11 protein-coding genes are annotated in these 13,774 nt (G+C 44.7%); 5 read left to right on the top strand and 6 right to left on the bottom strand.

Translation table 11 applies throughout. From position 1 onward, the window contains the following. Positions 1-36: 36 nt before the first annotated feature. Positions 37-1,527 carry a carbon starvation protein A gene (locus AB4493_RS14765; protein WP_017062863.1) on the bottom strand — a complete coding sequence of 497 codons (1,491 nt, stop codon included), beginning with the start codon at positions 1,525-1,527 and terminating at the stop codon, positions 37-39. 354 nt (positions 1,528-1,881) lie between these two features. Between AB4493_RS14765 and AB4493_RS14760 the strand changes: the two genes are divergently transcribed. Then, entirely contained in the window at positions 1,882-2,232 is a 351-nt protein-coding gene (locus AB4493_RS14760; protein WP_017059350.1) for a DUF2799 domain-containing protein, read from the top strand. Between the two features lie 117 nt (positions 2,233-2,349). Here the strand turns inward: AB4493_RS14760 and murQ are convergent, their stop codons facing one another. Beyond that, positions 2,350-3,270: an N-acetylmuramic acid 6-phosphate etherase gene (murQ, locus tag AB4493_RS14755; protein WP_050651903.1), complete on the bottom strand. Its 921-nt coding sequence runs from the start codon at positions 3,268-3,270 to the stop codon at positions 2,350-2,352. A 45-nt stretch (positions 3,271-3,315) separates the two neighbouring features. Next, a complete protein-coding gene (locus AB4493_RS14750) occupies positions 3,316-4,431 on the bottom strand; it encodes an anhydro-N-acetylmuramic acid kinase (RefSeq protein ID WP_017059352.1) in 1,116 nt (371 codons plus the stop codon). 121 nt (positions 4,432-4,552) lie between these two features. Between AB4493_RS14750 and nagZ the strand changes: the two genes are divergently transcribed. The 3 genes from nagZ (at position 4,553) to tyrA (ending at position 8,107) form a co-directional block, all read left to right on the top strand. Beyond that, on the top strand, positions 4,553-5,542 hold the full coding sequence (nagZ, locus tag AB4493_RS14745; RefSeq protein WP_372117015.1) for a beta-N-acetylhexosaminidase: 990 nt from the start codon (positions 4,553-4,555) through the stop codon (positions 5,540-5,542). Positions 5,543-5,787: 245 nt separating this feature from the next. Further along, complete coding sequence (locus tag AB4493_RS14740; protein ID WP_017059354.1) at positions 5,788-6,861, top strand: 3-deoxy-7-phosphoheptulonate synthase; 1,074 nt, start codon at positions 5,788-5,790, stop codon at positions 6,859-6,861. 118 nt (positions 6,862-6,979) lie between these two features. Beyond that, entirely contained in the window at positions 6,980-8,107 is a 1,128-nt protein-coding gene (gene tyrA, locus AB4493_RS14735) for a bifunctional chorismate mutase/prephenate dehydrogenase (protein ID WP_017062859.1), read from the top strand. A 129-nt stretch (positions 8,108-8,236) separates the two neighbouring features. On the opposite strand, the gene AB4493_RS14730 is transcribed toward tyrA, so the two are convergent. From AB4493_RS14730 to ettA, 3 genes are all read right to left on the bottom strand, one after another. Next, entirely contained in the window at positions 8,237-9,268 is a 1,032-nt protein-coding gene (locus AB4493_RS14730; RefSeq protein WP_065584727.1) for a M23 family metallopeptidase, read from the bottom strand. Between the two features lie 49 nt (positions 9,269-9,317). After that, entirely contained in the window at positions 9,318-9,686 is a 369-nt protein-coding gene (locus tag AB4493_RS14725) for a PilZ domain-containing protein (protein WP_017059356.1), read from the bottom strand. Between the two features lie 90 nt (positions 9,687-9,776). Next, complete coding sequence (ettA, locus tag AB4493_RS14720) at positions 9,777-11,444, bottom strand: energy-dependent translational throttle protein EttA (protein WP_017056147.1); 1,668 nt, start codon at positions 11,442-11,444, stop codon at positions 9,777-9,779. A 263-nt stretch (positions 11,445-11,707) separates the two neighbouring features. Here ettA and sltY point away from each other — a divergent pair, with 263 nt between their 5' ends. Beyond that, a complete protein-coding gene (gene sltY / locus AB4493_RS14715) occupies positions 11,708-13,657 on the top strand; it encodes a murein transglycosylase (protein WP_102321444.1) in 1,950 nt (649 codons plus the stop codon). The last annotated feature ends 117 nt before the right edge of the window (positions 13,658-13,774 follow it).

Genomic DNA, 13,774 nt, shown 5'->3' with positions numbered 1-13,774 from the left:
GAAGATTGGTCTCTTGTTCCCAAGAGCCTTAAAGAACTAGGCTGTTTTGGTGACGCCTTTTGCTTCTTTCTCTTCTTCATCAGCTAGGTCGATATCGCCTTTGCCTTTTGAAATTTTAATAACGTAAGCCGCAACACCTAGCGCACTCACCACACCAATGATGGTTGAGATTTGCATTGGTAGACCGAAGCCCAGTTGGCTGTTGTTCAGGATGAATGTGATACACACAGACGTCATGAAGATAGCTGGAACTGTTGTTACCCAGTGCAGTTTGTTGTGGCGAAGTAGGTAAGCTGAAGCTGTCCACAGCATCATTACGGCTGTTGATTGGTTAGCAAAACCGAAGTAGCGCCAGATGATACCGAAATCAACTTGAGTCAGGATGCCACCGATAACGAACAGTGGTAACGCCATTAGTAGACGGTTACGCAGTGTTTTCTGTTCCATGTTGAAGTATTCAGCAAGGATAAGACGGCTTGAACGGAACGCTGTGTCACCAGAAGTGATTGGTAGGATAACCACGCCAAGGAAAGCAAGGATACCGCCAAATACACCCAGTAGACCAAATGAAGCGCTGTATACCACGTTACCTGGGCCGCCGTTTGCAATTGCGTCAGACAGAGACTCAACCGAACCGAAGAAAGACAGAGCAAGTGCACACCAGATTAGAGCGATGATGCCTTCACCAATCATTGCGCCGTAGAATACGAAGCGACCGTTCTTCTCGTTTTCCATACAACGCGCCATCAGAGGAGACTGAGTGGCGTGGAAGCCAGAGATAGCACCACATGCGATAGTGATGAAGAGAGCAGGCCAAAGTGGTAGGTCATTCGGGTTCATGTTGGTGAACATGTCGCTGATCTCAAAGCCCCCCATGATTTGGTGTTCGTCAGATAGACCAATCGCAGTGATTAGGCCAACAGACATAAAGATAAGCAGTGCACCGAACAGTGGGTAGAAGCGACCAATGATTTTATCGACAGGGACAATCGTTGCGATGATGTAGTAAGCAAAGATGATAACAACCATCGTAGTTGCAGACATCGCGAAATCAGTTTGGTCGTTCACTAGGTTAGTGATCATACCTGCTGGAGCAGATACGAATACCACACCAACAAGAAGCAGTAGAACAATGGCAAAGATGTTCATAAAGTGTTTTGCGCCATTGCCTAGGTAACGTCCAGTGATGGTTGGAACCGAAGCTCCGCCATTACGGATAGATAACATACCTGAGAAGTAGTCGTGTACTGCACCTGCGAAGATACAACCTAGAACGATCCAAAGCATTGCTGCTGGACCATAAAGGGCACCCATGATAGGGCCGAAGATTGGACCTACACCTGCGATGTTAAGCAGCTGAACTAGGTAAACCTTTGGTGTCGACATTGGAACGTAGTCCACGCCATCTTGCTTAGTGTGAGCAGGTGTTTGGCGTTTTTCATTGATACCGAAAATCTTCTCGATAAAGGTACCGTAAATAAAGTAGCCACCAATGAGTGCTGCGACACAGGTAAGAAACCACATCATAATTTGTTATCCCTGAATGTATTAATTAAGTCAGGGTGTATATTAAAGGAGTCGATGAGAAGAAACTTCCGCTACGAGAGTGAGTGGTCGAATAGCCAATTTAGCGGTGTTATAACTGATTTAGTGGTTTGTTCACTGTGCTGAGTGGCCGATATTTCTATCGAGAGGCCTATTAGCTCTATAGAGAGGTTGTTTGAGTTGGCTTAACGGCGACTATTGATTCTGAGTGGTCGGAATGAACCTAAAGTGGCGAACATTAGACAATAAGTGGACATCGATAGGCGTTCAGCGGAGAATCACCACAAAGGCAGCGCTTCGTCAGAAAGTGGTGAAGTAACAATATAAAGGATTGAAATGAAAAAAATAATCGTACTATTCGCCGTGGCATTTAGCCTTGCAGGATGCAGCGCCAATGTTCAAGATTTAGCAGCTGAAGGCAATTGGCAAGAGATTGGCTATCGTGATGGTATCAAAGGCCACACTCAGCGTTCGTATTCAGAGATGACTGAGCTTGGCGCAGTCGATCAAGCGAGTTACACAGAAGGTTATCACCTAGGTGTGACTGAATATTGTAATCCGAACCATGCTTATCAGATTGGTTTATCTGGTCAGGTGTATGAAGGCGTGTGTTCTGGTACGGAAGACGCTCAACGTTTCCGTATGGAATGGCAACGCGGCTGGGACGAGTTCTCAAACGACTATTAAGCCCAAGCTAGCCATAAAAAATTAAAACTAAAAAAAGACCAGTACCGCGTGTGTGCTGGTCTTTTTGTATGTCGTTGAAGTAGCTGTCTAAATGAGAAGCTACAAGCCAAATTAAGATTACTGATTATTCTCGACGGCTTTTCTCAAGAAGCCATTTTGCTTATCAAGCTGAGCCTTGGCTAACTCTAAATCTAGCCCTGTTAGAATCATCAAAATAGATAACTTCACATCGTAATCAGTCGCTTTAAGTGTCGACACCGCCAGTGCTTTATCGCACTCCGTTGCTTGGATAACGATACGAGCGGCGCGGGCAACCAACTTTTCATTGGTCGCTTTTACGTCGACCATAAGGTTTTGGTAGCTCTTACCAATGCGAATCATGCTGGCAGTGGTCAGCATATTAAGCACCAGCTTTTGTGCTGTACCTGATTTGAGTCGTGTTGAACCAGTCAATGCTTCTGGGCCAACCACCGGGCTAATTGCGATTTGAGCGATTTCAGCAATTGGAGAGTCAGGGTTACAAGATAATGCAACCGTTACTGCGCCAAGCTGATTGGCATAGTTGAGTGCACCAATCACGTAAGGTGTGCGACCGCTCGCAGCAATACCTACCACGACATCATTTTCTGAAAACTGAATCGCTTTCAGATCTTCAATGCCGAGAGTTAGCGAGTCTTCTGCACCTTCTTTGGCTTTTAAAATCGCCTCTGGTCCGCCTGCAATTAAGCCGATAACCATTTTGTCCGAAACACCGAAAGTCGGTGGGCATTCTGAGGCGTCTAACACACCTAATCGACCACTGGTGCCTGCGCCCATATAAATCAGTCGACCACCGTTTTGAAAGGCATGAGCAATTTTATCGACCGCTTTCGCGATCTGTGGCAGTTCCGCTTCAATCGCCAGCGGGACTTGCTTGTCTTGTTGGTTAATCTTTTCAACCACTTCGAGAGAGGTGAGCAGATCAATATCCATAGTGTCAGGGTTTCTCCCCTCCGAAACGAGGTGCGAGAGCGCTGATATGAGAGCGTCGTTACTCATAATGATCCTTAAATGGTGATTCTAAAATGATGGTTCTAAAGTTGTTTAGTCAGCACGATAGAGAACGCCTAGAGAGGCCGCTCTGCTTGCGCCAGTCACTTCTGGTAAATTGCTTGGCAGTTGATGAATATGACGTTGAGCAAGCCACGCAAAAGCCATCGCTTCCATGTAATCGGCGTCCACGCCTTTACTGGTGGTTGAGTCAACCTCCCAACTTGGAAGCAGTTCAGACAGCCTCTTCATCAACAATGGATTTCGTGTACCACCGCCACACACATACAGTGCAGGCTGGTCACCCAAGCGATAAGTCTCCACTTCATTGGCTATCGTCAATGCGGTGTATTCACAAAGTGTGCGCTGAACATCTTCTGCTGCAAGATCTTTAAATTCTGTTAATTGTTGCTCTAGCCACGGTAGATTAAACAGTTCTCTACCAGTACTTTTCGGTGGTATTTGAGATAGATAAGATTCATTTAACAACTGTTCGAGAAAGGCTTGATTGAGCTGACCTTTAAGCGCAAATTGGGCATCACGGTCAAACTTATCGCCCGTGTGTTTATCAACCCAAGCGTCCATCAACATATTGCCCGGGCCAGTATCATAACCAAGTGTTGGCTGATTAGGGCGCAGCACTGAAATATTCGAGATACCACCAATATTCAACACCACAACTGAGCTGTCTTGTGGCTGGAAAATAGTATGGTGGAAGGCAGGGACTAATGGTGCACCTTGTCCGCCTAATGCCATGTCTTTACGCCTGAAATCGGCAACCGTTTGAATCTGTGTTTTAGCGGCAATGATGTTGGCATCACCCAACTGCATGGTAAATGGAGATTCGCCGCTTGGCTGGTGGAATACCGTTTGACCATGATTACCAATCGCAGTCACAGAAGATGCAGGTGTACCTGACTTTTCGAGAAGTTGCAAAACCGCATCGCCAAACAGATGGCCAAGCTGGTGGTCGAGTTCTCCAATGGCAATTAAATCGGTTTTCTGACCAATACAAACTTCAAGCAGACGCACTTTGAGGTCGTCAGGCATTGGGAACTCATCATGAGCAAGCAATGTGATGCGCGTATCTTCAATCGACACTAAGGCCGTATCAACACCGTCCATACTCGTCCCTGACATCACACCGATATACAGTTCTTTATGATCCATTCCTAAGCTCTTGCACTGCATTCTTAAAGTCTTCCACAGATTGGTTTAAAAACATTGTAAAGCAAATTTAAAGAGAATAACCTCGGGAAGTTTATGAAATTAGGTTTAATAAGGGATAAATATGGGACCGTTGTGGGTTGATGTTGCAGGCTACGAACTGACTGCGGAAGACAAAGAAATTTTAGAGCACCCAACCGTTGGTGGTCTCATTTTATTTGCTAGAAACTACCACGATAGCAAACAGTTATCGGCGTTAAACAAAGAAATTCGCAAGGTAGCGAAACGTCCTATTTTGATTGGTGTCGATCAAGAAGGTGGCCGAGTTCAGCGCTTCCGCGATGGCTTTTCAATTATCCCAGCTGCTCAAGAATTCGCGACTAAGAATAATGGCGAACAGTTAGCAGAACAAGCGGGTTGGTTGATGGCGGCAGAATTGATTGCCCATGATATCGATCTGAGCTTTGCGCCAGTATTAGACAAAGGCCACGAGTGTAAAGCGATTGGTAGCCGAGCGTTTGGTGAAGATATTGATACCATTGTTCGTCATAGCAGCGCTTTCATCAAAGGCATGAAGTCGGTTGGCATGGCGACGACAGGCAAGCACTTCCCTGGACATGGTGGCGTGATTGCTGACTCACACTTAGAGACGCCATATGACCCTAGAGACGACATCTTCGAAACCGATATGGCAATCTTCAAGGCGCAAATTGAAGCTGGAATATTGGATGCCATGATGCCAGCTCACGTGGTTTTCTCTCACTATGATGATCAACCTGCGAGTGGTTCACAGTATTGGCTACAGAAAGTATTGAAGCAGCAGCTTGGGTTTAAAGGCTTGGTGTTCTCTGATGATTTAACGATGGAAGGCGCTGCCATAATGGGTGGACCAGCCGACAGAGCGAAAGCGGCCTTGAATGCAGGTTGTGACATGGTGTTGATGTGTAATAAACGAGATGCACAAATTGAAGCTCTGGATAACTTAGCGATTCAAGAGGTGCCTTTAGCCAACTCATTGCTTAAAAAACACAGCTTTGATTTGTCGACACTTCACTCGGATGCTAGGTGGAAAGAGACCTCAGAGACGATTAAGCGAATGCTAGGCAGTGAGTGATAAATAAACACATAATAATTTTAGATAAGGCGATATGATAAATATCGCCTTTTTTGTATGTGTGATCCATGGTTTAAACCTATTTATCTCTTAGAGTGAGCTAAATTCAATGTGTAATATAAAATTTACAGTAATGTTTTTTATTGTTTACACTTGCAATCGTTTTTTTAGCTGTTATTGTGTTTTTAAAGATTGTTAGCCCAAATGGAAATGTTGGGTGTAAAAATAAATATACAGGTTGAGTTATGCAGAAAAGTGAATTAAGCAATGTCAATATCATCGACGAACAGGTACTGATTACTCCTGAGGAGTTAAAAGCAAAACTGCCTTTGAGTGATAATGCTCGTCGTTTCATTCAAGAGTCTCGTCAAACTATCGCAAACATCATTCATAAGAAAGATCATCGCATGCTTGTTGTATGTGGCCCATGTTCTATCCATGACATTGAAGCTGCGAAAGAGTACGCGAAACGCCTAAAAGCCTTATCTGAGCAACTTAGCGATCAACTGTATATTGTTATGCGTGTTTACTTTGAGAAACCTCGTACCACTGTCGGTTGGAAAGGTTTGATCAATGACCCACATCTAGACGGCACTTTCGATATTGAGCATGGTCTGCATGTTGGTCGTGAACTACTTGTTGAACTCGCTGAGATGGAAATCCCACTAGCGACTGAAGCATTAGACCCAATTAGCCCGCAATACCTAGCAGATACCTTCAGCTGGGCGGCTATTGGCGCTCGTACGACTGAATCTCAAACTCACCGTGAGATGGCAAGTGGTCTTTCAATGCCAATCGGTTTTAAAAACGGCACCGATGGCAACCTAGGCACTGCAATCAACGCAATGCAGGCGGCTTCTTCTAGCCACCGTTTCATGGGTATCAGCCGCGAAGGTCAGGTTGCACTACTAACAACGCAAGGTAACCCAAATGGTCACGTGATTTTACGTGGCGGTAAGCAGACGAACTACGATTCAGTATCGGTACACGAATGTGAGCAAGAGCTGGGTAAATCTGGTTTAGAGGCAGCGCTAATGGTCGACTGTAGCCACGCGAACTCTCGTAAAGATTTCCGTCGCCAACCTTTAGTTGCAGAAGATGTGATTCACCAAATTCGTGAAGGCAACAAGTCGATTATCGGCCTGATGATTGAAAGCCATATTAACGAAGGAAACCAATCTTCGGATATACCTCTCAATGAGATGAAATACGGCGTTTCTATTACCGACGCGTGTATCAATTGGGATTCAACTGAGGCACTATTGAAACACGCACATACGGAATTAGTCCCGTTCTTAGAGAACCGCTTGAAAGGTTAGTCAGAGTTTTAAATTTAAGTGCCTCATCTAATGGGGCATTTTAAGATCTGTTGCTAGCGAACCTACGTGATTGTGGGCTGATAGATTGGCACGGGCTTATAGATTAGTAAGGAATAAAATGGCCGTTGAACTGAACGAATTACGCGACCAAATCGATGCTGTCGATAAACAAATGTTGGATTTACTGGCTCAACGCCTTGCTCTAGTAGAGAAAGTAGGCGAAGTAAAAAGTGAACATGGTTTACCTATTTATGTACCAGAACGTGAAGCTGCGATGCTGGCATCTCGTCGTCAAGAAGCCGAGAAAATAGGGGTTCCACCACAGTTAATCGAAGATATTTTGCGTCGTACTATGCGTGAGTCTTATGCCAGTGAGAAAGATTCTGGCTTTAAGTGTCTTAACCCAGAGTTACGTTCAGTGGTGATCGTTGGTGGTAATGGTCAACTTGGTGGCTTGTTTGGTCGTATGTTCAAACTGTCTGGCTACGAAGTGAAAGTCCTTGGCAGCCAAGATTGGGATACAGCCGATGAAATCTTGGATAATGCAGGACTTGTGGTTGTGACTGTTCCAATTCACTTAACTGAAGGTGTGATTGCGAAGCTAGGTAATCTACCAAGTGATTGTATTCTATGTGATTTGACGTCAATTAAATCTAAACCGCTGCAAGCAATGATGAACATGCACCAAGGCCCAGTGGTTGGATTGCACCCAATGTTTGGTCCTGATGTTCCAAGCCTTGCTAAGCAGGTGATTGTTTACAGTGATGGTCGTGGTTCTGAGAGCTACCAATGGCTACTGAATCAATTTGGTATTTGGGGCGCGAGCCTTTGCCAGATGGATGCAGCTGAACACGATCACGGCATGACCTTGATTCAAGCACTTCGTCACTTCACCTCTTTTGCTTACGGCTTACACCTGAGTAAAGAGAACCCGAATATTGATCAGCTTCTGAAGCTAAGCTCACCAATCTACCGACTTGAGATTGCGATGGTTGGTCGTCTATTTGCTCAAGACCCGAACTTGTACGGTGATATCATTCTGTCTTCGGATGAGAATATAGAGATGATTCGACGCTTCCATAGCTGTTTCGGAGAAGCGTTAGAAATCCTAGATGGCAAAGATAAGGCTAAGTTTGTTGAGAGCTTCAACCAAGTGAGTGATTGGTTTGGTGACTACTCACAACAATTTTTACAAGAGAGCCAAAGCCTGTTAAAACAAGCACATGACTCGATTCATCGCGGTTAATAGTGTGGTTTGAAAAATAAAAAAGAGCGACCATTTGGTCGCTCTTTTTGTTTGTGTTGAATGCCGATATTGCATCTGGCCTATAGTAGGCGAAATGCATTTGGATCATCATGGGCCAAACGAACAAACCTAGTTAGTCACGATAGGCTCTTTGTTATTCTCGTTCGATACTCGGTTATCATCGCTGGATACTGTGTCGATAGTTGAACTGATGTAAGGCACGTTAGTTAGGTTGATCTGCAAGCGAACCACGTTATCAATCAGCTGAACGAGTGGGCCCCATTTCACCTTTTTCTCTTTCTCAAACACGTAATTGAAGTTTTCTGGTGTCCAATCCATCAAGTATTGAGGGTTCAATGAGCGACCAAGGAAGCGTACTTCATAATGCAGATGTGGCCCAGTTGAGTTACCTGAGTTACCACAGCTCGCAATCACATCACCTTTACTGACAAACTGACCGCTGCGAACTTTGAATTTTTGCAGATGCGCGTAAGAGCTCATGAAGCCAAATGAATGGCGCATGGTGATAAAGTTACCAAAGCCTTTCTTGCTTGGGCGTACGGTTTCAATCACACCATCTGCCGGTGCTAAGATATCTTCACCACGCTTACAAGTAAGGTCGATACCAGTATGGTTGTGGCGTTTGCCTGTAATTGGGTTAGTACGGCGACCGTATGAAGACGAGATGCGTTGATAAGCCATCGGACTATCATTAGGAATTAAGCGGAACATGGTAGCTCTTACCGCGGAATCGACGGCTGCAGCATCAATACGGTCTTCTAGTGAAACCTCATCGGTGTGTAACTCTTCATCAGCCAGGCCTAGAACGGATTCCACATCGAATACACGCTTACCCAGTAATTGAATCGTACCTTCTTTCTCAGTTAAGGCTTGAGATAGGTTGTGGTTGGTTTCAACTTGTTCCGCGTATAAGAACTCGGTCTGCTCTTTTTCAACAATCAGAGTTTCAATTAACTGTTGTGCATCACCGGCTTGTGCTGCTAGCTTGTTTTTACTCTCAAGGTGCATGTAGGTTGCACCACCAATCAACATCGGTACTGAGAGCAGGGTTGTCATGCATAAGAGTACGGCTTTTCGACCGAAGTAAAACGTCTGTTCCCCCTGACTAGAGGGAATAGTAATGGACACTTTTTTAGACATGGTTCTGTATTAACTAAATGCTTCTAATAGAAAAAGGGTAATGGAGATATTATTCCTTACCTAAGTCGGTAAGGTGTTCAATCTCTCTATAAAGCAGGTCATCGTCACCAACATTAAGCTCAACAAGGCGCTTAAGGTGGCTGATACTATCAATATCTAAATGCTCTATGCGTAAACGCATTGAGGTATTGATGGTAGAGACTATCGTTGCTTCTAACTGAATATTGATATCACTGTTTTCGAGTTTAAAGCTCACTTGAACAGGGACATCATGGCTAAGTTGTTTTGATTCATTGCATTGAATGAGTAAACCATGGAGTGATAAGTCTTGCACTGAGCCTGATACCTTTACTTGTCCTTGTGAGATCTCAGTCGGGACTTGATAAATAACTCGTGAAAATTGACGTCTTTCAACCATAAGTAATCTCTCTATATCGATGCATTACACGTAAGCCAGATATATCAAAGGCCGCTATTATCGCGGCCTTTGTTCAAAATACAAGCTTATTTACTTAGCTATACGCTTGTACTTGATACGGTGCGGCTCTGCCGCTTGTGCGCCTAGAGTCTGCTTAAGCCACTCAGTGTACTCAGTATAGTTACCTTCGTAGAAGTTAACTTGACCTTCATCACGGTAGTCTAAGATATGGGTCGCAATACGGTCAAGGAACCAACGGTCATGCGAGATAACCATTGCACAGCCCGGGAATTCAAGCAGTGCTTCTTCAAGAGCACGTAGCGTTTCAACGTCAAGGTCGTTGGTAGGCTCATCGAGTAGCAGTACGTTACCGCCCGCTTTTAGCAGTTTCGCTAAGTGAACACGGTTACGTTCACCACCAGAAAGCTCACCGATGATCTTCTGTTGGTCGTTGCCTTTAAAGTTGAAACGAGAACAGTAAGCACGCGCAGGGATTTCGAAGTTGTTGATCTTAATGATATCAGCGCCTTCAGAGATCTCTTGGAATACTGTCTTAGTGTCGTCCATGCTGTCACGGAACTGATCAACAGAAGCAAGCTTAACGGTTTCGCCTAGTTCAACTGTACCTGAATCTGGCTGTTCTGCACCGCTTAGCATCTTGAATAGTGTTGATTTACCTGCACCGTTGGCACCAACGATACCGACGATTGCGCCCTTAGGCATGCTGAACGATAGGTCGTCGATAAGAACGCGATCACCAAACGATTTAGTCAGGTTGTTCACTTCAAGAACTTTATCACCTAGACGCTCACCTGGCGGGATGAACAGTTCGTTGGTTTCGTTACGCTTCTGGTATTGGCCAGTTGTCAATTCTTCAAAACGAGCCATACGAGCTTTAGACTTAGCTTGACGGCCTTTAGGGTTTTGACGAACCCATTCAAGTTCTTTCTCGATTGTCTTTTGACGTGCGCTTTCGCCCGCTTTTTCTTGCTTAAGACGCTCGTCTTTTTGCTCTAGCCAAGACGTGTAGTTACCTTCCCATGGGATACCTTCACCACGGTCAAGTTCTAGAATCCAGCCAGCTGCGTTGTCTAGGAAGTAACGGTCGTGGGTAATCGCCACAACAGTACCACTGTAATCAACAAGGAAGTGCTCAAGCCATGCTACTGATTCTGCATCCAAGTGGTTGGTTGGTTCATCAAGAAGCAGCATATCTGGCTTCTCAAGAAGTAGACGACAGATAGCAACACGACGACGCTCACCACCTGATAGGAATTCAATTTTCGCATCCCACTCAGGAAGACGAAGTGCATCAGCAGCACGCTCTAGAGCAGTCTCTAAGTTGTGACCGTCTTTTGCTTGAATCAGAGCTTCTAGTTCGCCTTGCTCTTTTGCCAGTGCATCGAAGTCTGCATCTGGTTCTGCGTAAGCTGCATAAACCGCATCAATACGCTTAAGTGCGTCAGCAACGTCAGAAACCGCTTCTTCTACGATTTCACGAACAGTTTTTGATTCGTCTAGCACAGGCTCTTGTGGTAGATAACCTACTTTAAGGCCTTGTTGTGCACGTGCTTCACCATCAATATCAGTATCAATACCAGCCATGATACGTAGTAGGGTAGATTTACCTGAACCATTTAGACCCAAAACACCGATTTTAGCGCCAGGAAAAAAGCTAAGAGAAATGTCTTTAAGAATTTGACGCTTAGGTGGAACAGTTTTGCTCACCCGAGACATGGTATATACGTATTCAGCCATTGCCGATCGATCCTAATTATTGTTCAAAATTGTCTGCTATTTTATACCAATATCCTCAAAGATGTTACTCCTAGGGCAGAAAAGCCACTCTTGAACTAATCCTTACCTATTATTGTCACATTGGTCATTAAAACTATATTTAATGGGCTTCTGAGGCGAAGTGTTAAATATTAATAATATTTACACTCAAATCCTTTACATTTGATGTGATGTCGGGCGTAAATAGACTTCACGTATTCATACACGCACTAAGGAAAGAGCGAATGTTTTTCCGCATTGGTAATACGAAAATTGCTGTGGCTGCATCGGCAATTTTGTCTTCGGTTTCACTGGCTCCGGTCGCTATGGCTAGCAATGCATCCGAGCTTGAAATGCAGCGTGACGTTTATGACAAAGCGCAAGAGGTTTTAGACAGCCGTGATCTAAAAGCTTACTCCGCGCTGCGTAACAAAATTCAAACATACCCTTTAACACCTTACACCGATTATCGGGCCTTTCTGATTGGCTTAGGTGATCGCACACCTGCTGAGGTCGATGCTTTCATTGAAGAGAACAAGGCATTGCCTTTCTCCAATCGAATGCGCGCACCTTATTTGGACTCATTGGCTTCTCAAAAACAGTGGAAGACGATCCTTGAGTTTCAAACCAAAGAGCCTGTCGGTGAAAAATACCAATGTATTTATTATCGAGCGCATTATGAGCAAGGTAACCAAGAGCTTGCCTTTAAAGGAGCTAAACAACTTTGGTTGAGTGGTAGTGGTGTTGATGACGCTTGTGACCCTTTATTTAAAAGCTGGGATCAAGCTGGGCTAAGAACTGATGAGCTGATTCTGGATAGAATGCTGCTAGCGTTCGAGGGCCGTAACGGTAAGTTAATGAGCTATCTGATTAAGCAATTGGATCATGATGAGTCAATTGCTCAAGCGAAGCAGATGAAGGCGTTGTACAACAAGCCTGAAAATGTACTCGCGTTTGCTAAAAAACATCCAGCGAATGAATTCTACCAAGCTCAAACAGAGTTTGCTTTCGAGAAGCTAGCAAGGAAATCATCAAGCAGTGCTCAAAAGGTGTTTGATGATGTCATCAAGGCTCAGAAGTTTTCGAAAGAGAAATCTCAAGAGCTCGCTGATTACCTAACGTTTCGTCTGATCAACACCGACTCTGAAGAGTTAATGGTGTGGCGCGACAAAATGCTCGCGAGTTCATCAAAGCAAGTTCTGCTGGAACGACGTGCTCGCTTAGCAATTCAACATGCCGATTGGACGGGTTTGAAAGAGTGGATAGCGCGCTTGGATGATAAACATCAGGCTTCGCTTCGTTGGCAATATTGGCAGGGCAGAGCTGAAATCGCGACGGGCGATACTGACAAAGGCAATAAGCGACTGTCAGATATCTTGGGTCAGCGTAATTTCTACAGTGTGGCTGCGGCTAAGCAGTTAGGTAAGCCAGTTCAATATCCAACATCGACACTTAAATACAATGCTGAAACAGTGAAGCCATTCGACACCTCTTTGGTGCGTATTGGTGAACTGATTGACCGAGACAAAATTGCGGCAGCGAAAAGTGAATGGCGCTGGTTACTGACCAATGCAGATAAAGAGCAAAAAGAGATGCTTGCCGCTTACGCTGCGACACAGCGTTGGAATCACTTTACCGTAACAGCGAGTATCTCTGCGAAGATGTGGGATAACATTGCGCTGCGCTTCCCTGTTGCTCATAAGTGGTGGTTTAACTTCTACGCTGAAAAGCACGATCTCGATCCAATCACTTTGATGTCTTTAGCAAGACAAGAGAGTGCGATGGATTCAGAAGCTCGCTCTCCAGTTGGCGCGCGTGGCATTATGCAAATTATGCCCAAGACGGCGCAATACACAGCGAACAAACATAAGATTAAGTATCAGGGCAGCGATGATCTTTATGATGTCGGCAAAAACATTGAGATTGGCAGTCACTACTTAGATGGTTTACTCGCTCAATATGATGACAACCGTATCTTTGCGTTTGCGGCTTATAATGCTGGACCTAGCCGTGTGAAACAGTGGCGTTCACGCAGCGATGAAAAGCTCGATGCCTTTGCATTTATCGAAATGATCCCATTCAAAGAGACACGTGGCTACGTTCAGAATATCTTGATGTTTGAGACCTACTATCGAGATATCTTGGGTGAGAAAGGGACGTTTTTAGCGCCCCATGAGGCAAAAACGAAATACTAAGCCTTCGGCATTTGGCCCGAAACTGAGTAAGAATAAAGGCAGTGAGTGCTAACCATTTCCACTTACTGCCTTTTTACATTGGATCGCATCAAGTGTTTCGGTATAAAGTGTTAAACG

It is taken from the genome of Vibrio sp. 10N.222.55.A1, assembly GCF_041473835.1.
Taxonomy (GTDB): Bacteria; Pseudomonadota; Gammaproteobacteria; order Enterobacterales; family Vibrionaceae; genus Vibrio; species Vibrio crassostreae_C.
This window is presented reverse-complemented; position numbering and strand designations above follow the sequence as displayed.

What these genes read in the sequence shown, in the direction of transcription:
- AB4493_RS14765 (WP_017062863.1), bottom strand. Translation starts at nt 1,527, where the DNA reads ATGATGTGGTTTCTTACCTGTGTCGCAGCACTCATTGGTGGCTACTTT.
- AB4493_RS14750 (WP_017059352.1), bottom strand. Translation starts at nt 4,431, where the DNA reads ATGGATCATAAAGAACTGTATATCGGTGTGATGTCAGGGACGAGTATG.
- AB4493_RS14730 (WP_065584727.1), bottom strand. Translation starts at nt 9,268, where the DNA reads ATGTCTAAAAAAGTGTCCATTACTATTCCCTCTAGTCAGGGGGAACAG.
- nagZ (WP_372117015.1), top strand. Translation starts at nt 4,553, where the DNA reads ATGGGACCGTTGTGGGTTGATGTTGCAGGCTACGAACTGACTGCGGAA.
- sltY (WP_102321444.1), top strand. Translation starts at nt 11,708, where the DNA reads ATGTTTTTCCGCATTGGTAATACGAAAATTGCTGTGGCTGCATCGGCA.
- murQ (WP_050651903.1), bottom strand. Translation starts at nt 3,270, where the DNA reads ATGAGTAACGACGCTCTCATATCAGCGCTCTCGCACCTCGTTTCGGAG.
- AB4493_RS14725 (WP_017059356.1), bottom strand. Translation starts at nt 9,686, where the DNA reads ATGGTTGAAAGACGTCAATTTTCACGAGTTATTTATCAAGTCCCGACT.
- AB4493_RS14740 (WP_017059354.1), top strand. Translation starts at nt 5,788, where the DNA reads ATGCAGAAAAGTGAATTAAGCAATGTCAATATCATCGACGAACAGGTA.
- ettA (WP_017056147.1), bottom strand. Translation starts at nt 11,444, where the DNA reads ATGGCTGAATACGTATATACCATGTCTCGGGTGAGCAAAACTGTTCCA.
- AB4493_RS14760 (WP_017059350.1), top strand. Translation starts at nt 1,882, where the DNA reads ATGAAAAAAATAATCGTACTATTCGCCGTGGCATTTAGCCTTGCAGGA.
- tyrA (WP_017062859.1), top strand. Translation starts at nt 6,980, where the DNA reads ATGGCCGTTGAACTGAACGAATTACGCGACCAAATCGATGCTGTCGAT.